Here is a 21,138-nt window from a genome sequence, read left to right on the forward strand (position 1 = left end):
CGTTTCAATCAGCCACCATATAGATTTCAAATGGTCATGCCTTGACTTTCAATTGGTCATAGCCGTAGTTTCAAACAGTCATCGAAAGGAATGAAGCTGTGGCGCTGTATCCAAGGCTCGTTGAGCAAGGCGTTGCCGACGCCATGTCAGACACGCGGGTCGTACTGATCGTAGGTCCCCGACAAGCAGGAAAAACGACGTTGGCCAAGAAAATGGCCAACGAGGGGATGGAGTACTACACGCTGGATAATGCCACGACCCTGGATGCAGCGCGACAGGATCCAGTTGGATTTGTAAGAGGTATGGATCGCGCCATCATCGATGAAATTCAGCGCGCTCCCGAGCTGTTGCTGGCGATCAAGGAAAGTGTGGATACTGACCCGCGCCCAGGGCGTTTCCTCCTGACCGGTTCGGCCAATCTCATGACGCTGCCACGCGTGGCGGATTCGCTCGCAGGGCGCATGGAAGTCGTTCGATTGCTGCCGCTTGCACAAAGCGAGATCAGAACCGCCGGCAACAGCTTCCTGCGCGACGCCTTTCGAAACGAAGCCAAGGCCGGAGAGCCAATCGTCGGAGACGACCTGATGGCTGCGGTTCTGGCCGGTGGATATCCCGAGGCATTGGGTCGCAAAACCTTGAGCCGCAGACAGGACTGGTATGCGGATTATATCCAGGCGATCGTTCAACGCGACGTTCGCGATGTCGCGCAAATCGAGCAGATTGCTCAAATGCCGCGCCTGTTACGCATTCTGGCAGAACATTCTGGACAGCTCGTGAACTATTCCGGAATTGGCGCCGCCATCGGGATGAACCACATCACAACGCAAAAATACGTTGGCATCTTCGAGAACCTGTTCCTCGCTCGAACCGTGCAACCCTGGTTTTCGAACAAACTGAAACGCCTGACCAAGACGCCGAAAATACACTTCCTCGATTCTGGTCTTCTCGCATCCCTTCGTGACCTCTCTCTCGACCGCTTGCGCGACGACAGGGGTCAGTTCGGGGCGTTGCTGAAGACTTTCGTTCTTAGCGAGATCCTTAAACTCGCCAGCGGCGGGCAAACCCGCTTCGAGTTTTCGCATTTTCGTGACAAGCAGCAGAACGAAGTCGATATCGTCATCGAAGATAGAAGAGGGCGGATCGTCGGTATCGAGATAAAAGCGGCAGCATCCGTGTCGAATTCCGATTTTTCGGGATTGCGAATATTAGCCGAAGCATCCGGAGAACGGTTTGTTTCCGGCATGGTCTTGTATGATCATCACAAGGTGATCCCTTTCGGGGAACGTTTGTCCGCTGTTCCAATATCGGCATTGTGGCGTTAGGCTTCGGCTTCGCGCCCTTATCTCGGCAGCCGAGCATCGCAAAGACTATGCATGATGGCCGATTACGCCGCTGCCGGGCTGCCGATCGTCTGTCTAAGCTGACGTATGTCGCGCACCGGGGGTGCGCCGAACTGCCTGAGATATTCGCGACTGAATTGCGAGGCGCTTTCGTAGCCGACTGCGAAGGCTACGTCCGAAGCGGTCCTGTCGCCGGAGAGCAGCAGTTGCCGCGCCTCCTGCAATCGAAGCTGCTTCTGATACTGGATGGGGCTTAGCCCGGTCAGTGCCACGAAATGGCGGTGCAGGCTGGCACGGCTCATGCTGCTTGCGTCGCACAGGGCCTCGATCCGCAGCCGCGCGGTCTGGTGATCGCGAATCCACTCGACCGCACGCCGGATCCGGCCGAGCGCCCCCTCGGCCCGGGCGATATGGCGCAGCAGGCGTCCCTGCGGGCCTTGCAGGAGACGATAAAGCAATTCGCGTTCCGCCATCGGCGCCAGAACCGGAATGTCGGCCGGCGTGTCGAGCAGCGCCAGCAGGCGCAGCAGCGTGTCGCGCAGCGACGGGGTCATCGGATTGATCGCGATACCGATTCCAGGCGCATCGGCGTCGCGCACCGGCGGCATGGTGGACGCGACCTCGGTCAGCAGTGCGCGGTCGAGGACGAGCGACACAGCGACATAGCGCCGGCCGTCATCGGCATCGTGGATCTGGCCGCTCAGCGGCAGATCCAGCGCGCTGACGAGATACTGCGCGGAGTCGTAGCGCAAGAGAGTATTGTGGATCACTACATCCTTCGACCCCTGCAGGATGAAGCAGATCATCGAGCGGTACAGGCAAGGCGCCGTGCCTGATGTTGCTTGCCCCACGCCGATCTCCAGTCGCTGGATCGGCGTAACGGTTATCCCCGATCGTGCGTGGCGCAGGGCGAGGTCGATATGCGGCTGGAGATGCTCGGTCATGACCCCTCTATGGCACCGTTTTTCGGACAAGCAAAGAGCCTGAGACAATCAGGCAATAGATTGAGAGCATTGGGCGGGCGGGGCGCGGCCCGCTCTGCTTATCTGGTTGGCATGGGAACGACGCCGCAGCGGTGCGGCATTCCGGCGAAACCATTCCAGGAAGGACAGACCATGACCAAACAGATCGCACTCATCACCGGCGCCAGCCGCGGCCTCGGCCGCAGCATGGCGCTGCATCTTGCCAAGCGCGGCGTCGCCATCATCGGCACCTATCGCAGCGGCGCGGCAGAGGCCGATACGCTGCGCCAGGAGATCGAGGCGCTGGGCGGCAAGGCCGTGATGATCGCGCTCGACGTCGGCGATTCGGCGAGCTTCCCGGTATTTGCCGAGACGGTCGCCGACACGCTGAAGACCCGGTTCGGCCGCGAGCAGTTCGACTTCCTGGTCAACAATGCCGGCCAGGGCCTGTACGCGCTGATGACCGACGCGACCGAGGAACAGTTCGACTCGCTGATCGACACGCATCTGCGCGGCCCGGTCTTCCTGACGCAGAAGCTGCTGCCGCTGATCGCCGATGGCGGGCGCATCCTGAATGTCTCGTCCGGCTTCGTGCGTGTCACGATGGCGGGTTATGGCCTCTATGCGGCGGCGAAGGCGGCGATCCAGACGCTGACCAAGTTCATGGCGGTCGAGCTGGGCGCGCGACAGATCCGCGTGAACACGATCGCGCCGGGGGCTATCGCGACCGACTTCGGCGGCGGCGTGGTCCGCGATGATGCGAACGTCAACGCTTATGTCGCTGGGACCATCGCGCTCGGCCGTGTCGGTGAGCCCGACGACATCGGCGGCGCGGTCGCGGCCATCCTGTCCGACGACATGGGCTGGGCGAACGGCACCACCTTCGACATCTCGGGCGGTCAGGCGATCTGACCGTCGCGCCGCCCCTTCATCCGGAATTGCCGTCACATCGAGAGGCCATCATGCCCGACCCCAGCCTGACACTCATTAGCCACCCGCTCTGCCCGTTCGTTCAACGCGCCGCGATCGTTCTTCTCGAGAAGAACGTGCCGTTCGAGTGGATCAACGTCGACCTCTCTGCCAAGCCCGGCTGGTTCCTGGCGCTGTCGCCGACCGGCAAGGTTCCACTGCTCAAGGTGCACCTGACCGAGGAGGAGGACGCCATCCTCTTCGAAAGCATGGCGATCTGCGAGTATCTGGAGGAAACGCAGGGCGGCGCGGCGATGTATCCCGACAATGCGCTGCTGCGCGCCCGGCAGCGCGCGTGGATCGAGTTCGCCACGCAGACCCTGGCCGATGGCTGGCAGTTTCTCAACGCCACCGATCCGGCGACGGCGAACGCCAAGCGGGCCGCGTTCCGCGACCGGCTCCGGAAGCTGGACGCCGAACTGGGGTCGGGGTCGTATTTCGCCGGTGCCGCCTTCGGCATGGTCGATGCGGTCTACGCCCCGCTCTTCCGCTATTTCGCGATCATCGATCCCGCGGTGTCGCAGGCGATTTTCGAAGGCTTCCCGCGTGTCTCGGCGTGGCGGGCGGCGCTGGCGGCGCGTCCGAGCGTCAGGAGCGCGGTGGTCGAGGACTATGCCGAGCGCTTCCGGGAGCACCTGCGCCAGCATCAGGCGCTTCTCGCGGCCTGACGCCGACCGCAGGGGCGAGCACCCGAACATGATCCAAAACAAAGGAGTAACATCATGACTGACCACGCATCCAACGAAGCCGGCGCCAGGAGCGCGCTGATCCTCATCGAATATCAGAACGACTGGCTGGCGCCCACGGCGGAATCAACGGCCAGTTCCAGGACCGCGAGCAGATCGACACTGTGGCCCAGCGCACTCGCGACCTGGCGAGCGATTTCGACTTCGACACCTATCAGCTTCGAGGCCCGCAAGTCGCCGTCATAGCTGTTTGCCCAGATCACGGAGTTGTCGTCGCTGTTGATGACGCGCGCACGGAGGCGAAACCCGTCCTCAGTCATTTCGACGTCGCCTGTAAGTGCGTACCGTGGACTCGCCGTGGGAGCCGGTGTCGCATTTTCCTCGACGGTAACAATGTCCTTAAACTTCGCGATCTGCCCCACGATCTCCCGCGTCAGCCCTAGTGCGATTGCCTGGGAGTTGTCCCGAGAGGTCAGATTGTCGAAGGAGCGCACTAGAAGGCGGGGCAGTGCGGGCGACTGCCGGTTCTCACCACCCATTCGCTCAAATCCAGCCCATGCCAGCAGGGTGACAGCGGCCATCACTGCAAACGCAAGCGCGCGCTTCCATCGTATCGGCTGGCTTCGAGGAGCGGCTTGCTCCCGTACACGGCGCGTCTCAAACTTCGAGACATAGCTGCCCTTCGGCACAGAGATGACGACAGCTCCGACGCACCGGCCGTCAGGTAGAAGCGATCGAGAGTCCGGCGAAGATGTCCGGCTTCTATGCGCACAATTGGATCCGAATGCGCATCGAAGGTGGCATCTCGCCCGAAAACTTGAGTCGCGATGGCGTAAGCCTTTATCCTTTCGGAGCGCCCGGCGAGCGTTTCTTCGACGATATAAGCCAGGAACCGGCGCGTCCGGTCGGTGGCGTCGAAATCCGGGCTCTCCATGATGCGGCGGAGCTGATCACGGACTTCTGCTGCGTCCGGCATCGCCAAGGGAGCCGTTCCGGAATGAGCAGTCGCCGACACGCCGTTCCCCTCGCTTCGGTTCTGAAACTTTCAAGGCGCCTTCCGTTAGGCGAAATCAACTTTTCTACTCAAAGGATTGATCTGTTAGGCGTTAGCTTACGCTGCGATTGGCTCGAGCCAGAACCTAAATAGTACCCGAGAAGGCAGCAAAGGGGAACTCCATTACCGTGTGCCGCGAACGGTCAATCCGGAGCCGGCACACTTCAGCAATCGTCGGTCTCAACATCCCTCTCCTCGGTCCTTTCTTGCTATCCCGAACGGAAGCGAAGTGGTGGACATCCAAATGTTCTGCTAAGACCTCAGCGCCGGTGCGGTACGACACATCGAAATGGCGGACAAGGTGATCGGCGGCGCTTTCATCCGTTCCCTCAATAGGCAAGCCTGCCGCTATGGGACGACCGCGAGAGACCAACAAAGCCGGAAATTTCCTGGTTCAGGCAGACCGCAAAATGGAAAATAGCGATAGAGCGATAGCTGTTTTTTTCTCCCCCTATTGCAGGGGAGAACCCCTCTGCCCCCGGGACGGTGATCGGGCCGGCCGCCATGAAGTTCGTCCGGGCGCGAACGAGAGCCTTGAGGAGTTCCTGCGCACCACCATCCAACGGGAGTTGCGCCTATGAGTCAGTTTCAACCTTATCTTGTTTCGCTTGTCGCCAGTCTCGGGTCGGCGTAGTCTATGGCCTGCTTTCGGTCCGATCTCCGGCGCCGCCGACTATTGCCCTACTCAGACTGTTGGCCATGGTGGCAGGTGACGCTGGCGTCCATGTGATTTCGCGGTGATGCTAATTTGATTTAAGGCGGCGGCGCTCGGTGAGACGGGAGACGACACTGGCATGCATCGCGCCCTAAACTCCCGAATAACGTCAATCCCGTCCATCAAGGCTCGCTTGGGCCTGTGGCCAGGGAGAATTGAACCATGAAGCCGAGCGCCCAAAATCCCCGCGTCGTTGTCATCCCGGGCCTCCTTGGCTCCGCGCTCGCGGATACCTCGATCAGCAAACCCGATGCCGAGGCGCTTTGCGCCAAGCATTGGGAAGCAATGGAGCGATGGCGCGACGACCTTCGCAGCCGGGGCAATGTGCTTTGCGGCGATGAATCCAATTCCATCTGGGGCCGCGCCGCGTTCCTGCACTGGCTTGCCGATTTCGACGGCTGGCTCGACCTGATGACCAGCGGCAATGGATACAAGGATGCAGGTGTTGTCCGTGCAACCAGCCCGACGGAGTTGATCATCCATCGCGGTAGGGGCTCCGACCCCTGGCAGTCCATCCCATATTTCAAGCTCATCCAGAAGCTCGAATATGCGGGGGCCTCGGTCCTGCAATTCCCCTATGACTGGCGCCTCAGCGCGTCAGTCGCAGTGCGCCAGCTCCAGGACGCCATCCTGAATGAATGGTTTGGTGGCAAGGTCCCGAGCTCAAAACCCGGCGAACAAAAACGAGTCATGCTGGTCGGGCACAGCCTGGGTGGGCTCATTGCCCGCCTCTTCATTGAAGACCCGCGTACCTGCGGGTCCTTGGTCGTCCGCCACGCCGTGCTCGTCGGAGTGCCGCACAAGGGCGCACCCAACGCATTCGGCCACTTCACCGGTGCGAAGAAATTCCTGCCGGACCCTTCACTGTCGAGCACATGGGTAACGTGCGAAGATGCCGCCGCGGCGACGGCTCCGGCCGCGTTATCCGCCTCGATTGCATCAAAAAACCTCAACCGGCTGGTCGAGCATCACTCGTCCATCATCCAACTGTTTCCGCGCTACGACTTCGTCGAAGCCCCGGGCAATCCCAAGAAGAAGGAGAAATATACAGAGACGTTCAAGCCCATAACGCACAAGCCGAGCGGCGAAGCCGCGCTCGATATTCTCGGCGAAATGTCCGCGCTACTGCGCGAACCTGCCAGCCTCGAATATTGGCTTATCAGGAACGACATCACCTATGACATCGTCAGCACCATCGACCTTCCGACCAACGACGGCATGAGGCGAGCCAGGAACAGCTCGGGCTTCATCATGACGCTCAACAAGACCGGTGGTGACGGCACTGTCCCGACGTTCAGCTCAGTGGGCTGGCTCGGCGATGTCGACAAGTTGGTGCCGATCACACGGACGGACCTTCAGCCGAACGCCAAATATCGCAAGCATCCGCAGATGTGCCAGAACGCAGAGGTCCAGCAGCTGTGCGTGAGCCGCCTCAAGCTGCGGCCGCAGCACAAGGGGGCAAGCGACCGCATGGGCAGGGGCGATGTTCCCCAGTTCCTCAAGATCGCGCGGGACATATTCCTGGCGGGTAGAGAACCGTTTCCCAAGAGATCCACGATGAAGAGCCGTACCATGGTGATTTGCTTTGCGCTTATCCAAGGCGCCCAGAAGGACAAGCCGTTGTTCGACCCGGCGACGCATGAGCTGGATGGCAAGACAAGGCTCGTGAAGGATCTCAAGGGCATCGACTCCACACGCATCGTTTACGAAGGCAATACGGGACGGACGAAATACCGGTTCGTGGAGCTCAGCCCTATCTCCTCGACCGGCTCTGGGGTCGTCTTCCTGCCTGCCACGGACGAGGATTTCGTCCATGTCTTCGGGATTGTCGCCACGCGCTGGGATCCACTGGACAAGAAGGGCCACGCCGAGAAGCAAGTCCAAAACTTCCTCGATGCGCAGCGCAGGGAGCGCGACTGGCAGGCCGCGATCCAGGACATCTTCTTCTGGAATGAAAGCCTGACTCGGCCGGGCGGCGGCTTCAGTCCGTGCGCCGACTGCTGCGACAGCCTTGCGACGATGTGGTGCCCGGACGAACTGCAAGCCAGGCACATGGAATGGAACGAGGTGTACGAGGGGGCGGATTATTCAAAGAAGAACAGGACCACGAAGGCATCGCTGGGGTTGATGGAGAAGGCGAAACCCACGCCCTGGACACTGACGAGGAGCCCCTGGCCAATGACATAGCAGCCGGCCTTCCTGGGCTGTCACGGAGCCCGGGGGCCTCAATTCACGGGAGGCGAAGCCATGACGACAAATGCTTCAGAACTCATGCGGCTGATGGTCGTACGCGAGCCGGAAGTTCTGGCTGACGCTCCAGTCATCGAGCTCGTCCCATCGGACAAGCTGCAGAGCCTCGTTACCCGGCAAAATTATGCCGCGGCCCGCAAGGCACTCGCGAAGTTCGGGTCTGCGCCGGCGAATGTCTTCCAACGGGTCGAAGACGTCCCGCAATCAGCGCAACTGCTCGAATTTCGAAGGCTTGCCGAAGCGGATCCGGCCGCGGACGCCGCCACGCTCGTCAAGTCGGCGTTCGGGACAACGGCCGCCAAAGTGACTGTGGCGGCAGATTGGGCGCCAACGCGGCGGAAGATCAGCGATAGCATATTGGTCTTGAAGCTCGCCTATGGCGGAGGGCCGCGCCCGCTTGCCGAGCTTGCGGCGCTGCTGCAGGCCAAGGCTGCGATCGACAGCATCGCCGGCGGCGATCCCGCCGCTCCAAAAACACTGGCATTCCTGCGCGCGCCAATGATGCTCCCGGCGCCTTTCTCGCGAAGCTCCGCGGCGCCGCTGCCCGATCGGACCGAAGAGAAGCAAAAGACTGCAATCGAGCGTGCGAGCGCCAAGCTCAAAATCCTCGTCGACCAGCAGGAGAGGCTAACGAAAATCGAGGCGGGCCTGGCAGACTTGCGCAGCGTGCCCGTCAATTCCGACCATTTCACCGTCAGGGAGGGGACCAGCGGCGTCAACCTCCCCAAGCTGGTCACGCGCCGGAAACCGGACTCGCCGTTTGACGAACAGATCGCCGCGTCGGTCGGCAGTGCGTTCACTGCCCGCTGGGCGGCCCCTGTAGAGGGGTCGCGCATCTCGGAGGCTTCCCGATCTGCCATGGACGGCGGCTTGCGCCTGACCGAACAGGGACTGAAGAAACTGGCGCCAGATACGCGCAAGCTACTTTCCTCGCTCAATCTCGATCCGGCGGCCCATCCCGTGGAACAGCTCGCAAGCGCGCTGGAAGATGAGAAGGCGACGCTCGAAACGTCCGCCGCCGCCTTCCAGCCTGCCGAGAGGCGCATGGGCTTTGTCGCCGGCATCGGCGTTGTCGCCTCATCGCCCGTGAAAAGGCCGTCCGGGGACCCACCGTTCAAGCCGCTGGGGGGCATCAAGATCCCGCCCGGGCTCAACATCGACTGGGACAATCTGCTGACCGAGGCGGGCTGGCCTGGCCAGCCGCCCACCGAGCCCGAACCGGAAGAGGCGGACCTGGGGCCCAGCATGCTCCTGCCAGCCGGTGTCGGCCAATTATTCGTCATCAAGCAGCAGATCCTAGGCTACCGGTCGGGCGAAGTCTCGCACATTGAAAACGTGCTTCGTGGCGAGACGCGGGAGCGGAACCACCGGCGGCTCCAGCAGAGGGAGGAAACCACGGTCGACGAGACGTCAGTCGAGCGGGAGGACGAGAAAAGCCTTCAAACGACGACGCGCGCGGAGCTCGAGCGTGAAGTGCAATCCACGATCAAGCGGCAATTCGACTACGGCGCTTCAGCGCAGGTGTCGGGCGACTACGGCAAGATAGAATTTACCGCGGCGGGGCAGGTCCAGGGTTCGACGTCGTCGGAGACAGCAACCAAGACTGCCCAGAAAGTCGCGAGCGAAGTCGTCGAAACGGCCCGCCAGCGCGTCACCGAGCGCGTCCGGTCCGAGCGGACTCTGCGAATCCTCGAGGAAGTCGAAGAGACAAACATCCATAAATTTTCGGGCGAGGAACTGACCGAGCCTATGGTCGGGGTCTATCAATGGCTCGACAAGGTCTTCACCAATGAAGTCTGGTCGTACGGCAACCGAACCATGTACGAAGTCGTCGTGCCGGAACCTGCGGCCGGCGTGATCGCGGGGGCAACGGCTCCAGCCGCCCAGACGCCGCACCTGGTCGAAAGGCCGTACCCGCTCACAGTGTCCGTGCGCCTCCTCGATCCGGCGACGGTCGCGGCCTTGTGCGCCCAATATGGCGTCACCGAAGACATTGAGGCCTTTCCCGAGCCGGCGCTCGTCAGCGTGTCATTCACGCACTCGTCGGACGCCAGCGCCCAGGACAATTTCTACGCCGAGACCAAGGAAATAGATATCGCGCCAGGCCACCAGCTGGTTGATGGCTGGCTGACCGTGCGCGCCCGGGGCGAAAATCAAAAACCCATGATCGGTGTCACGCTGGCATCAGCGAGCCAGCGCGTGTTCACGCAAAACATCAAGAATGACGAAGTCCCCGACGGCCCGTTGCCCATCACGTTCGCGACGGATCAATTAGGATCGACCGTCAAGAAGCTTCAGGCTGCGATCGCCGTCGACGACTACAGTTCCTTTGCCGTCAACGTCACGATCAGGACCAGGCCGAGCCCGGCGACGATCGACAAGTGGCGCCGCACCGCATTCGCGGCAATTAGGAGCGCCTACGATGCCAAGCTCGCCGAATGGCGCGAGTACCAGTCGCAGATCGACTTCGAGAACCCGAGCGTTGCCGACAAATTATTCGGACGAAACCCGAGCTCGACGCGATCGCTCATCAAGCATGAGCTGCAGCGGCTCGCGATCGAGGTGTTCAGGAACCAGAGCCTGAACCTCGACCTGGTAAATGACGGCGCGGTGCCCGATGTCGTTCCGCGCACCGATTTCCAGAGCCTGTCGGAAACGGCGCCCGAGATCCTGTTTCTCTCGCAGGCTTTCGAATGGGAGAACATGACGTTCGTGCTCTACCCTTATTTCTTTGGCAGGAGGCGCGACTGGGCGCTCAAACTGTCCTTTGCCTCGGGCGACGAAACCATGGCAGAGTTCCTGAAGTCCGGTGCTGCCCGGGTGCAGGTGCCGGTTCGCCCCGGCTTTGAAGCGGCAGTCGATCATTATATGATGACACGCGAACCGTTTTTCGGCCGTGGCATGCCGCACATCGGAGACGACCTCTATTTGCCCTACGTCGATGAAGCGCGGGCCGCATTCGGGGTGGCGCTGGATGGGACGCATCACTCCGACATGGACTTCCAGGTGACGGTCCCGACATCACTCGTCATTGCCCGGCAGGGCCGGAAAATCGACACGGAAGGCGGCACGCTGCCGAAATGGGTCAAGAGCGGTGACCTGTGGGTTGAAGCTCCGGCCTGAGGCAGGCCGCCGGCGACGTGCCTGGAGAAACGGGCTTTCACAGCGTCGAACGCCGATTATCCAGACGAGCGACCCAAGGCAGTTCGACGATTGGGTAATCGGGCCGTGTCAACTCGTCTCCAGTCTGAAATCGCTTGTCGCCTCGTGCCGGCCGCGCAGAATATGCTGGCCGATTGGATGCGCTGAGCACCAGATCCGGCAGCGCGCTCCGCTCGGCACAGTTGAGCTGACCATCATGAAACTCGCCTATCACACCTGCCAGCGCCATCGGGCGCGTGAGCACTCGCGAGCCGATGCTTTTTCGGGAAACTCCTGGGATCGCCTAAGCAACTTTGCCAGGATCGGGGTCGAAGGTTCGTTTCCACTCAAGAGCAGTCATAGCCGGTGCGGAGGGTAAAGATCTTGCCGAACCGTCGTCGGAAGGCCGGAATTGTGCGAGGAGGACTTCTGCCTGAATTACGGCAAGCGCCTTGTCCAGGCGTTGATGAAACAACGTGACATCGCCTTCGTGACTGTTGTGAACTGCCTTACCAGCCATAGCTGACGGTAGCGCCACTGCCGTTATCCCCATCCTGTACCACGTCGGTTTCAGTATTTCGCCCATACTGGAAAATGCCATAGGCATTGTTGTTGCCATTCTGCCGCAAGGTTGCGGAATGACCATTGCCCCGTTGCTGGATGAAGCCGAGGTTGCCACGGCCAACCTGCGCAATGCCAGCTGCGTTACTCCGGCCCAACTGCCTAATGTCGGCGTCTTTCAGACCGCGGTAGAGCGAATAGACGCGTAGCCCGGTTGAGAAAAGACCCGCATCCTCGGCATTGTCCGGGGCAAGGTTGAACGAGATCCGGCCGCCGGCATAGGCGGGCACTGACAAGGCTACTTGCCCCAGGCTCGCGGCAAGAAGAGTGACGGTAAGGATCTTAAACACGTTGCGGGTCATCCTGATCTCCATTTGCCGGCTGCCTCAGCCGATGACCAACTTTCGCACCTTTAAGCTGAACCCATTCGGAATTGCCCGTTCAGTTGTCGTTCAGTCATTTCGGCCTGATTGAAAGCAAAAAGGGCGCCAGAAACCGGCGCCCTTTTAAAGAGATCTGCAGAGTGTGGAGTCCGATTAGTTGCTGCGCAACTGCTTCGTGCAGCTGAAACTCTTATCCCCAATTACGACATCCAGTGTCGCCTTGTATTCGGTTCCTTTGGAGTCGAGCGAGACGGTGCCGAGGGTTGCCGCATGTCCCGCTATGGCATCAAAATCGCCACTCTGGTTGATCGTAGAGCTTCCGCCTTCTCCTGATTTCTCGACATGGAAGGTGTAAGTCCCCCCGACATGCTTGTCGGCGTGGACCAGCGCATCCAGTCTCACTATACCTGCTCCAGGTGTTGCTTTGATTTCGCAAAGCTGCGTCTTTTCAGATTGGTTGGCAGTCGTCACGGCCGCAACGGCGCCAGCGGGAAGCAGGACCAGCGCGAGAATCGCCATCAGGCGGCGTTGATGTTTGACGCTATTTGGCATGAGTCGTCTCCCTAATGGTCTGCTGTTGCGATCTTGACCTCGTGTTGCGTCAGCATGGGGTCGCTTACGGGCAGGCCTGGACGAAGGCCGCGACATTGCCGTTGCCGCCCTGACTGACGTTGGCGCTGCACCCACGACCGACCTGGACACCAGCCGCGATGTTGCCATTGCCATCCTGGGTAAGGATGGTCGTGTGGTTGGAGCCAAACTGGCCGATACCAGCCACGTTGCGGTCGCCGTTCTGATATGTGGCGCCATAGTTGTCATTGCCTTCCTGACCGACAGCTGAAAGGTTATGGCGACCATATTGATGGCCGATAATCCGGTTATAGCCACCGCTCTGGTAGGTTCTGATCCGGTTTCCGTACCCTTCCTGCGTGCCACCGGCAGAGTTCGACCAGCCATACTGTTCGATACGCACATCGTTGGCCATGGCGGGAGCTGCGGCGGTAAGGCCAACGAGAGCGACGAGTGCGGTTGCAATGAAAGACGTGCGGATCATGAACTGTGTCTCCTCAGGCGGATAGGACCGCGTTTGAACGTCTTTCTTCTAGGCGCCCTCGTTGGAACCGGAGCTGAAGGCACCATTCAGTCGGGGTTCATTCGCGGGTTTATCGACCTGATCCCATCAAGTGCAGATGAGCTAAATGCGGCGAAATAGGACGGCGCGAAATGCCTGCGACCCGCAACTTGATCGATCGCGCCGCTGAGTTGCTCGGTAAGACGCGCACAGATTTCATGTTGGAGGCTTCCGAGCGCCGTGGCGAGGAGGTGCTGCTCGACCGCACTATCTTCACGGTAAGCCCCGAAATCTATGCCGAATACCTTGCCCGCTCGACGCGCCTGCGCAGCTCAATGAGCGTCTAACACGCACCATGTCGACTAAAGCGCCGTGGGATGAGGCGTGACCCTCAGCGCACCGGCACCCCTAGCCGATCATCATGAGCCGGCCAAATTCAATTCCGGCGTCCCCGAACTGGAGGACTGGCTGCGTCGCCGCGCCCGTTCCATTCAAATCAAGGGTGTAGTCAGCGCAAGATCGGGCGCTCGCTGAATCGTCTATTGGAAAAGCGGGCGCTTGCAGATCGTCCAGTGGGGGCCGCCCGCTTTCGGCCGCCTAAGGTCTCTGTGTTCGTGGCGATGCTCACCGACCATCGTGGCTGTATAGGGTAAGCCGATCGACCCGGGCCGGCCTCTGCCAAACAAGTGGCAATGGCCGCCACCGAACAAGCCACTATGATCTGCAATAATCAAAAGCCAGCAGGCCGACGGGGCGGGGGGCCACCGTCAACCATTGCGTCTAGGAGCATCAACTACAAGGCTTCAAGAACAATGGAGATGTCCAGATGCGGGATTGGTCGCGCTGTCGCGCTGTCAGGAACAACGGATGTTCTCGTCGCGGCTCAAGCTCGAGTTTGCTGAGCGAAATCTCATCCGCAAGATCTCTCGGCAGTGTTTGGTCCGTAATCCTATCCACGATAAGACGCAGCTCGACGCCTGGCAGATCGAGTGTGACCGAGCCCTTTGCTCTCAGATCCTTCCCGCTGACTTCCAGCCGTGCTTCGGGGGCATGTACATGCGGTGGCGGTTGAAGCGGGTCACCGATTTTGCTGTAGCCGTGGATTTTGGCGTCGATGGTAATGTGAGCGTCGTTTAGGTCCGAAAGTGTGAGCTCAATTCCGTCGACATCGCCGTGTGTTGCCGTTCGAAAGCCGAGCTTGCCGAGTCCGGTACGCCATACGCTTTGCTCAGGGTGGTCAAAGCCAACTCCGTGCGCATCGAGAAGTGCCGCGCCGGTCACGGCGACTGCGCCACTCCAATAGGCTGCCCGATAGCGATCCTTGATGCGCGCGCCGCCGAAACGGATGCGGACGCTGCGTTCGCTGAGGCCCGCCTCCGCATGTAGATCGCGGTTCCACACAAGGCGATCGCCGTCATAGAGTTGAACCTCTTCCCAGCCGGCATGGCCGAGCAGACGGTAGGAGAGCGGCGCCTCGGGTTCAGCGTTGAACACCTCGCCCATGAAATGCCGTCCTTGCCATAGCGCGGCGAAGCTGCGTTCACCGGTCGTGGCGAACGTGCGCCGTGCCCGGAGTGCGCTACCCACGCCGGCCCGGTCGAAGCGGTCGGCAATGACGCCCGTCAGTCCGCCGCGCGACCCGAACGTTCCTGTTGCCGGTGCGCCGCCGCCGCACCGGCCTTGGTGCTCGTCGCTCGCAGCCGATGCGCCAACCCTGTATCCGCGCGCGAGTGCTTCGGTGTAGAGCCAATGGAATTGTCCCCAGGCGGAACCAATCTCGATGAGACGTTCCAGCCCCGGATGATTCCAATCCAGAATGCAGCGCCGGCCGCCCACATGCGGGATCAGCAAATGGCCCGCCGGATCGTCCTCATAGGCGGCATGAAGCCGGTCTACTGGCCACACGCCGGGTCGGATCGTTCCGGCGGTCGTCTCATTCCATTCGAAAGAGCGAAGGGATTGCCCTTTTTCATCAAAGGGGAAGCGCGGCTTGCCATCACGAAGGAAGATGACGTTGCGGTCGCCGCCGGCTGCGGAGTTGCCGCACCACTCGGTGCCCGGGTAACAGACGAAGCGGCCGGGCTCGTTGAGGCCATGGATAATCTCCACGGCCTTGTTCCAGTTCGCTTCGGTGATGTTGAAGTCGTTGACGGTGTAGCCCACCACGTCAAGCCCGGCGATGTCTCGTCCGTAGGTGAGATTGTAAGTCGCGTCGTTGGTTCCGACAGTGTCGTCGGAGTGAACGTGCAGATCAGCGTAGAGTGGACGCATGGCGCCGTCTTCGCTCTGTACATAGGCGACGGCGACGAAAGGTTCATCGTCCAGCCGTGCTTCCAGTTTCCACTCGCCGGCTTCGGTGAAGGAAAGGCCGGAAATCCGCGCGAACGTCCAATCCTCTGCAGCCAGCGCGATCGGCTGCGTGCGTTGGGTCGTGTCTGGAGCAGTGATCACGAGCCTGCCCCGCAATTTGCGGTCATGGCAGGTGTTTCCCCATATGTCGTCGACGCGCACGATCGCATCGAAGGATTGACCGAGGCCAACAAGGCGCGGCGCAATGACCTGAAGAGCGTGGGGCTGGCCGGCCAGGATTTCGAGTTTGCAGTCGCCTGGCACTTCTGCAAATTTCGAGCTGCCCAACGGATCAATAAACAGCCGGAATCGGAATGCTTTCTCGACGAACGTCTGCACGCGCGTGCCGGCGCCGCCTTGTCGCCGATCGCCGAGACGGATGACGATCCTGTCGCCGGGATTGATGTAGCCATCGACGACATCGACGATGATGGCCTTCTGGAAAGGACGCTGGTGTCCCTTTTGGTCGAAGCGCACCTTCAGCGCCTGCACCGTTGCCGGACTCTGGCCAGGAGCCAGTGGCCCGGCGTGATATTCGGCGGAAACGTAGTTGGCGCCCGTCGGATCCGTTGTCTGGAACAGGGCCCAATCGGAATAGAATTTGAAGGCGAGCTTCAGCCATGCGCCGTCGGCAAGGCCAACAGCGCCAACCTCATAGACGAGTTCCAGTTCGGTCCATTCGCCAGCGGTCAGTGTCTGTTTCTGACAGGTGAGCCGTCCGAGGAACGGAAGCGTGTCGAAGTAGGCGGCAAGGCCCGCTGGGGAATGTACGGCTGCCTCGGATGCCTTGTGTTGCAAAGTCTCTGTCATGGGAGAAGTCCGTTATTGTCCGCGCCAGCCTTCGTAGTGGCGCTCTATACGTCGAAACACGAGGCTCTCCATGAGCCACGCGGTGAATCCGATCAGCGCGATGCCGAGAAGCACCTGTGCCGAATTGCCGACCTGTCCGCCCATGGCGACCATCCAACCGATTCCTTGGGAGGCGCCGATCATCTCGGCCGCGACAAGCGCCCGCCATGCCTGGGCAAAGCCGATGCGTAATGCGGCGATGAGGAAGGGGAGGGAGGCAGGAAGATACACATGGGCCAGCAGTTGAAACCGTTTGGCACCCAGAATGCGGGCTGCGCGCACCTCCCCATTGCCAATGGAAAGCACGCCTTCCCGGATCGTCACGGCCATCGGAAAAGCCGATGCGATGAATATGACAACGGCGATCGAGAGATAGCCGAGGCCGAAGAAGATCAAGGAGAGCGGCGCCCAGGCGATTGGAGGGATCGCCATGAAAAGGCCGAGTAGAGGCTGGGCGAACTCACGGAACGGCCGCCAAAGCCCGGCAGACACGCCGATCAGCACGGCCGCCAGGATCGCCGCGCCGAAGCCGCCGAATTCACGCAACAAACTGGCCCAAAACTGGCGGCCGAGTTCGCCGGATTGGATCCAGCGCAGCCCCTCGGCTGCCACCTCCCAGGGCTGTGGCAGCACGTAAGACGGAACCCGGCTGGCAGCGAGGCACCACCCGGCAAGCAGAAAGGGAAGCGCTGCCCAGCGCCAGGACGGCTGCGGAAAACGCAGCCGCGCTGTCAATTTCGTCATCGATCGAATCTCAGCGTTGAGCGGCCGCTTTGGCGGCAAAACTGTCGTCAATGATGTCGTCGACATTCAGCGGTTTATTGAGGATGCCAAGATCAACGGAGTAGTTGATGAGCCGCTGGATGAAGGCACGGTCGGACGGCTCGATTTCGGCGGACCAGCCAAGGCGTTTCCTGGCTTCGGCGACGATCGCCTCCGGCGGAACGACGCTGCCGTCGGCGGCCTTCACGGATTCCAGCTTGAAACTCCGTGCGATGATCCGATTGGCCTCTTCGGGGTGCTCCCGTAGAAAGGCGATGGCCTTGGCATTGGCCCGCAGCAATTTGACGAGGTCGTCCGGCCGCTCCCTCAGGGTTCTAGCGGGCGCTGCCACGACATACCATGGATAGCCCGGCAGAGCGCCGTTCACGTCGAATACAACGCGGCCAGCGCCGCGGAGCACCGACTGACTGATGAAGGGCTCCCATGAAAAGGCTGCATCCACCACGCCTGTATCAAGCGCTGCGTTCATATTGCCCACCGGCATCTGCGATAGTTGCAGGTCAGTGTCCGGATTGAGACCGGCAGTCTCTTTCAGGACGAAACCGCGCAGCAGCACGTCCATGCCGCTTCCTCTGTTGACGCCGGCGAGTTTCTTGCCTTTGAGGTCCGAGAGCGACTGAATTGAGGCGTCGGCCTTCGCGATCAAGGCTGCCTGACCATAGTTCACTTTGGCGATGATCTTCGCTTCGAGACCGCGCGCGGCCCATTGATAGACGGGTGGGGCGCCGATATAGGCCACATCGATTTCCCCTCCCGCCACGGCCTGTTGAATGACGGGGCCGTCGCCAAAACCCTTGAGCTCGACCTTCAGACCCTCTTCGCGAAAGTAACCTTCCTCCTCGGCGATGAGAGCTGGCGCGTTCGCCATCGCCTGGACCCAGCCGATGCGAAGCGGTGGGGGTTCCTGCGCACCAGCGGGCCAGGCAGCAGCAAGCGCGAGAAGAGCTGCGGGTAGAATATGTTTCATCGGATGATTCCCTTCAGGTAGCGCGTTGATGGCTGGTCATGACTGCGGCGATTTGCTCGGCGAGCCGCTCGCGCAGTTGCGCAAACAAAGGATCCGCGCGTGTGCTTCGCTGGTTGCGATGACGCGGCAAATCGATTGTCACTTCGGCCGTGATGCCGGCCGGAGGCAGACCGAGAACCAGGACCCGGTCCGCCAAATAGACCGCCTCGTCGATGTCATGCGTGATGAACAGTACTGTCTGGCCCAAACTCGACCAGATGCGGAGCAGTTCGTCGTTGAGGGCTGAGCGCGTCATGGCGTCGAGCGCTGCGAACGGCTCATCCATGAGCAGAAGGCGCGGCTCAAGCGCCAGCGAACGCGCAAGCGCGACCCGCTGACGCTGGCCGCCCGACAATCGGTGAGGCGGCTCTTCCGCATGTTCTTCGAGGCCAACAAGCCGCAGAAAATGCTGGGCGATGGCCCTTTGCTCCTGTGGCGATCCCCTGCGATTCATACGAAGGCCGAAGCGGATATTTTCCAGGACGCTCAGCCAGGGGAAAAGGTTGGGAGACTGGAACACATATCCGAGTGCCGGATGTTCCGGCGCAACCGGCGCACCGTCTATGGTGACATTTCCCGATTGTGGGCGCAGGAAACCGGACAAGAGATTGAGCAATGTGGATTTGCCGCAGCCGGAAGGACCGAGGATTGCTACGAATTCTCCCGGACGGGCTTCGAGCGAAAAACGTTCGAATATGCTGCGCCGGCTTTCGGGATAGGCGAAATCCATGCCATTCACCGAAAAGGTGGCACCGCGTGAAAGCTGCCGAGCTGGGGAAACAAATGCCATATCGCGTTTGAATAATCCGACGTTTGAATTGCCCCAGTTTGTAATACATTATAATACAGGCTATCAACGAGGAGCCTTCCCTTGTCCCGCAGCAAAGGAGAACGCTATTCCAAAGCTGCAAGAGTCCGTGGTCTTTTTAACCCCGATGGAAAACAGATGAGCCTGATACGCAACAACCCGGTGGCGATGTATCTCCAGATTGCCGATCGCCTTCGTCGCGAGATCGCCGAAGGGACATTCGAGCCCTCCGGGCGACTGCCATCGGAGTCGCAAATCATGGAACGTTTCAACGTCAGCCGCGTGACTGTCCGCCTCGCGCTCGATCAGCTCGATAAGGACGGGCTGATCGAGCGCAGGAAAGGCAAGGGCACTTTCGTTGTCGGCAAGCAGGTCCGCCATCAAATCGATACCCTGCGCAGCTTTCACGAGTCGCTGAAAGTGCAGGGCTTTGATGCCACGATGCGGATCGTCGAACTGACAGCGATTGAAACGCCGCCTGCCTTTGTCTCGTTGTTTGGAGCAAAATGCACACTGTTGGAACGTCTTCACGTGGTCGACGACGAGCCCATTGCCTTGGGTCGAAGCTTCTTGCCCGCCGTCATGTCCGAACTGGACTTGGAAACGGTCGAACGACAGCCGACTTATGCTCTCCTCAAAGACAAATCGGGCGCCGATATTGCCTCCGCCGACATCGCGATCTGCGCGCGCGCCGTCCCCTCTCGAATATCGTCGTTGATCGGCGCTGCCACGGATGCGGTCTTGCTTGTCCTCGAACGAACCTCATATTTCGATCATGGCGCCTGCGCCGAGTGGTCGGAATTCTTCATCAGGCCCGAGCGATACAAGTTTGTCCTTGGCAGTCGAATGTCCGCCTGATCGAGGACCTGGAGAAAAGAAGATCATCTGCCAGCGCGGCTCTGGCATCGCTGATTTCAAGATCAACGGTTCGTATCCGTTCAAGGCGAGAAAAGAACATACACATAATAGTGGCGAGACCAGAAGTTCGCGAGAATTCACCGAGAAGACCGACGGAGCGTCATCGCCAATTGCCTGTTTGATCAAGCTGACCATGTTGTGATGAGGGAGCCACTGCACTCGCGATAACATCGGCCAGATGATTGGCCAAAGTCGATGGAATCTCCCAGAAAATGCCTGACTTATCTTGGGAAATCGAATGTTGGACAGCCTTTAGCGAGAGTGCGAACGCCTTACGCCGAGCTTCGCTTGACGGTGGATACGCTCAACACCAAAATCGTGGTGTTGAAAGGTGAGTCGGCTTGCCTAGCTTGGCATTGGAGGTTCCCCATGCGGAGCAACCGCCGCTGGCTGCTTTGGCCAGCGCTTTTGATAGCATTTTTGCCGCTTGCGGGTATCGTTGTTTACTACAGTGAAATCCGCCAACTCGAAGATGCTGTCGGGCTCTTTCAATCCGGAACCCTTGACAAGACTGCTCGATCATCTCGCATGGCGGTCCGGCCTGATACGGCGGCTCCTTCTCCGTTCCCCTCGATATCTATATCGCCGTACCTGATGGAGATCCCGAAGCTGGAGTTGGCAAGTCAGTTTTTGCGGACGTGGCGGGTCTCGGGGCCTCACATTTGCGGCGCACTTCGAGAGGCAGGCATCGAGATGAGCGAATGGAAATCCGCATCGATTCGCAACCGCAATTACGAATGTTATTTTCAGCGCATCTATGAACGGAACGAAGTACGTCCTCTGAGCTCGACCTACCTCAGGGTTCGCGGAAATGAAATCGGCGATATCATGGAAATCGGCGCCAAGCTCGTTGGGCCAGACACAGACGCTCAGGGGCGTCTGTCCCCGGCCGTCCTGCGCATTTTCGAGATCATTGTGAAACAGGCGTGCTGGCCTGATTTCGAGGACGCACTTACGTCAATCCAAAACCTACGCACCGTCGAATACGAACGATTCGGAGCGCATCTTAGCTTCACGCGCGAAGCTGGCAGCGAAAATAGCTTTAATTTTGCTCTTGGTCTCAAGGCGATCTCTGATTCGCAGATGAGGACCAAGACCTTTTTTTCGACAGACCGACGGCTGGCCACGAGAGACCTCCGCAGTGTTCCTGCGAACATCATTCTCATGGACCGCCCGGTCACATCCCTTTCAGCCGATTGCGTTCAATAACGCGCAAGCACCAGTCGCAATCTGAGATCGAGCTGGGAATGCCACTGTGCATCGCCAGCTCCAGCGATCTTGAGCGATCACGC

General features: G+C 60.2%; 17 protein-coding genes and 1 pseudogene. 8 read left to right on the forward strand and 10 right to left on the reverse strand.

Annotation, left to right across the window (positions count from 1 at the left end; translation table 11 throughout):
• The first annotated feature begins 98 nt into the window (after positions 1 to 98).
• Positions 99 to 1,322, forward strand: a complete 1,224-nt coding sequence (locus ATY79_RS08810) for an ATP-binding protein (protein ID WP_088703540.1) — start codon at positions 99 to 101, stop codon at positions 1,320 to 1,322.
• Positions 1,323 to 1,384: 62 nt separating this feature from the next.
• Here ATY79_RS08810 and ATY79_RS08815 read toward each other — a convergent pair whose 3' ends face one another.
• A complete protein-coding gene (locus tag ATY79_RS08815; protein ID WP_088703541.1) occupies positions 1,385 to 2,284 on the reverse strand; it encodes an AraC family transcriptional regulator in 900 nt (299 codons plus the stop codon).
• A gap of 171 nt (positions 2,285 to 2,455) precedes the next feature.
• Here ATY79_RS08815 and ATY79_RS08820 point away from each other — a divergent pair, with 171 nt between their 5' ends.
• Both ATY79_RS08820 and ATY79_RS08825 read left to right on the forward strand, forming a co-directional pair.
• Positions 2,456 to 3,214 carry an SDR family oxidoreductase gene (locus tag ATY79_RS08820; protein ID WP_088703542.1) on the forward strand — a complete coding sequence of 253 codons (759 nt, stop codon included), beginning with the start codon at positions 2,456 to 2,458 and terminating at the stop codon, positions 3,212 to 3,214.
• Positions 3,215 to 3,264: 50 nt separating this feature from the next.
• The gene (locus ATY79_RS08825; protein WP_088703543.1) at positions 3,265 to 3,939 is read left to right on the forward strand and encodes a glutathione S-transferase family protein; all 675 of its coding nucleotides are present in this window, start codon (positions 3,265 to 3,267) and stop codon (positions 3,937 to 3,939) included.
• A 113-nt stretch (positions 3,940 to 4,052) separates the two neighbouring features.
• On the opposite strand, the gene ATY79_RS30800 is transcribed toward ATY79_RS08825, so the two are convergent.
• On the reverse strand, positions 4,053 to 4,496 hold the full coding sequence (locus tag ATY79_RS30800; RefSeq protein WP_189637982.1) for a hypothetical protein: 444 nt from the start codon (positions 4,494 to 4,496) through the stop codon (positions 4,053 to 4,055).
• A 41-nt stretch (positions 4,497 to 4,537) separates the two neighbouring features.
• Positions 4,538 to 4,939 (reverse strand): hypothetical protein, encoded by a 402-nt coding sequence (locus ATY79_RS08835; RefSeq protein WP_141105712.1) that lies wholly within the window; start codon positions 4,937 to 4,939, stop codon positions 4,538 to 4,540.
• A 949-nt stretch (positions 4,940 to 5,888) separates the two neighbouring features.
• Between ATY79_RS08835 and ATY79_RS08850 the strand changes: the two genes are divergently transcribed.
• Positions 5,889 to 7,913 (forward strand): hypothetical protein, encoded by a 2,025-nt coding sequence (locus ATY79_RS08850; protein WP_088703547.1) that lies wholly within the window; start codon positions 5,889 to 5,891, stop codon positions 7,911 to 7,913.
• Between the two features lie 60 nt (positions 7,914 to 7,973).
• Positions 7,974 to 11,099, forward strand: coding sequence for a hypothetical protein (locus tag ATY79_RS08855; protein WP_088703548.1), 3,126 nt, complete (start codon positions 7,974 to 7,976; stop codon positions 11,097 to 11,099).
• Between the two features lie 527 nt (positions 11,100 to 11,626).
• On the opposite strand, the gene ATY79_RS08865 is transcribed toward ATY79_RS08855, so the two are convergent.
• The 3 genes from ATY79_RS08865 to ATY79_RS08875 all read right to left on the reverse strand — a co-directional run bounded on the left by ATY79_RS08865 (position 11,627) and on the right by ATY79_RS08875 (position 13,115).
• Positions 11,627 to 12,040 carry a curlin gene (locus ATY79_RS08865; RefSeq protein WP_088703550.1) on the reverse strand — a complete coding sequence of 138 codons (414 nt, stop codon included), beginning with the start codon at positions 12,038 to 12,040 and terminating at the stop codon, positions 11,627 to 11,629.
• A gap of 174 nt (positions 12,041 to 12,214) precedes the next feature.
• The gene (gene csgH, locus ATY79_RS08870; RefSeq protein ID WP_088703551.1) at positions 12,215 to 12,613 is read right to left on the reverse strand and encodes a curli-like amyloid fiber formation chaperone CsgH; all 399 of its coding nucleotides are present in this window, start codon (positions 12,611 to 12,613) and stop codon (positions 12,215 to 12,217) included.
• A gap of 64 nt (positions 12,614 to 12,677) precedes the next feature.
• The gene (locus ATY79_RS08875) at positions 12,678 to 13,115 is read right to left on the reverse strand and encodes a curlin (protein WP_088703552.1); all 438 of its coding nucleotides are present in this window, start codon (positions 13,113 to 13,115) and stop codon (positions 12,678 to 12,680) included.
• Positions 13,116 to 13,285: 170 nt separating this feature from the next.
• Between ATY79_RS08875 and ATY79_RS08880 the strand changes: the two are divergent.
• Positions 13,286 to 13,521, forward strand: a pseudogene (locus ATY79_RS08880) (DUF1778 domain-containing protein).
• Positions 13,522 to 13,922: 401 nt separating this feature from the next.
• On the opposite strand, the gene ATY79_RS08890 reads toward ATY79_RS08880, so the two are convergent.
• From ATY79_RS08890 to ATY79_RS08905, 4 genes are read right to left on the reverse strand one after another with little or no spacing between them, the layout of a single operon-like run.
• Positions 13,923 to 16,292, reverse strand: coding sequence for a hypothetical protein (locus ATY79_RS08890; protein WP_088703553.1), 2,370 nt, complete (start codon positions 16,290 to 16,292; stop codon positions 13,923 to 13,925).
• A 12-nt stretch (positions 16,293 to 16,304) separates the two neighbouring features.
• A complete protein-coding gene (locus ATY79_RS08895; RefSeq protein ID WP_088703554.1) occupies positions 16,305 to 17,075 on the reverse strand; it encodes an ABC transporter permease in 771 nt (256 codons plus the stop codon).
• A 10-nt stretch (positions 17,076 to 17,085) separates the two neighbouring features.
• A complete protein-coding gene (locus ATY79_RS08900) occupies positions 17,086 to 18,081 on the reverse strand; it encodes an ABC transporter substrate-binding protein (protein WP_088703555.1) in 996 nt (331 codons plus the stop codon).
• 13 nt (positions 18,082 to 18,094) lie between these two features.
• The gene (locus tag ATY79_RS08905; protein ID WP_088703582.1) at positions 18,095 to 18,850 is read right to left on the reverse strand and encodes an ABC transporter ATP-binding protein; all 756 of its coding nucleotides are present in this window, start codon (positions 18,848 to 18,850) and stop codon (positions 18,095 to 18,097) included.
• A 216-nt stretch (positions 18,851 to 19,066) separates the two neighbouring features.
• Here ATY79_RS08905 and ATY79_RS08910 point away from each other — a divergent pair, with 216 nt between their 5' ends.
• On the forward strand, positions 19,067 to 19,786 hold the full coding sequence (locus ATY79_RS08910) for a GntR family transcriptional regulator (RefSeq protein ID WP_088703556.1): 720 nt from the start codon (positions 19,067 to 19,069) through the stop codon (positions 19,784 to 19,786).
• Between the two features lie 429 nt (positions 19,787 to 20,215).
• The gene (locus ATY79_RS08920) at positions 20,216 to 21,055 is read left to right on the forward strand and encodes a DUF6030 family protein (protein ID WP_088703558.1); all 840 of its coding nucleotides are present in this window, start codon (positions 20,216 to 20,218) and stop codon (positions 21,053 to 21,055) included.
• Positions 21,056 to 21,138: the final 83 nt, after the last annotated feature.

Origin of the sequence: Rhizobium sp. R693 (genome assembly GCF_002211315.1) — a bacterium.
Classification (GTDB): domain Bacteria; phylum Pseudomonadota; class Alphaproteobacteria; order Rhizobiales; family Rhizobiaceae; genus Rhizobium.

Coding starts and splice junctions, on each gene's coding strand:
- ATY79_RS08825 (WP_088703543.1), top strand. CDS start 3,265: ATGCCCGACCCCAGCCTGACACTCATTAGCCACCCGCTCTGCCCGTTC.
- ATY79_RS08890 (WP_088703553.1), bottom strand. CDS start 16,292: ATGACAGAGACTTTGCAACACAAGGCATCCGAGGCAGCCGTACATTCC.
- ATY79_RS08850 (WP_088703547.1), top strand. CDS start 5,889: ATGAAGCCGAGCGCCCAAAATCCCCGCGTCGTTGTCATCCCGGGCCTC.
- ATY79_RS08895 (WP_088703554.1), bottom strand. CDS start 17,075: ATGACGAAATTGACAGCGCGGCTGCGTTTTCCGCAGCCGTCCTGGCGC.
- ATY79_RS08815 (WP_088703541.1), bottom strand. CDS start 2,284: ATGACCGAGCATCTCCAGCCGCATATCGACCTCGCCCTGCGCCACGCA.
- ATY79_RS08855 (WP_088703548.1), top strand. CDS start 7,974: ATGACGACAAATGCTTCAGAACTCATGCGGCTGATGGTCGTACGCGAG.
- ATY79_RS08820 (WP_088703542.1), top strand. CDS start 2,456: ATGACCAAACAGATCGCACTCATCACCGGCGCCAGCCGCGGCCTCGGC.
- ATY79_RS08905 (WP_088703582.1), bottom strand. CDS start 18,850: ATGGATTTCGCCTATCCCGAAAGCCGGCGCAGCATATTCGAACGTTTT.
- ATY79_RS08875 (WP_088703552.1), bottom strand. CDS start 13,115: ATGATCCGCACGTCTTTCATTGCAACCGCACTCGTCGCTCTCGTTGGC.
- ATY79_RS08900 (WP_088703555.1), bottom strand. CDS start 18,081: ATGAAACATATTCTACCCGCAGCTCTTCTCGCGCTTGCTGCTGCCTGG.
- ATY79_RS08920 (WP_088703558.1), top strand. CDS start 20,216: ATGCGGAGCAACCGCCGCTGGCTGCTTTGGCCAGCGCTTTTGATAGCA.
- ATY79_RS08865 (WP_088703550.1), bottom strand. CDS start 12,040: ATGACCCGCAACGTGTTTAAGATCCTTACCGTCACTCTTCTTGCCGCG.
- ATY79_RS30800 (WP_189637982.1), bottom strand. CDS start 4,496: ATGGGTGGTGAGAACCGGCAGTCGCCCGCACTGCCCCGCCTTCTAGTG.
- csgH (WP_088703551.1), bottom strand. CDS start 12,613: ATGCCAAATAGCGTCAAACATCAACGCCGCCTGATGGCGATTCTCGCG.
- ATY79_RS08910 (WP_088703556.1), top strand. CDS start 19,067: ATGAGCCTGATACGCAACAACCCGGTGGCGATGTATCTCCAGATTGCC.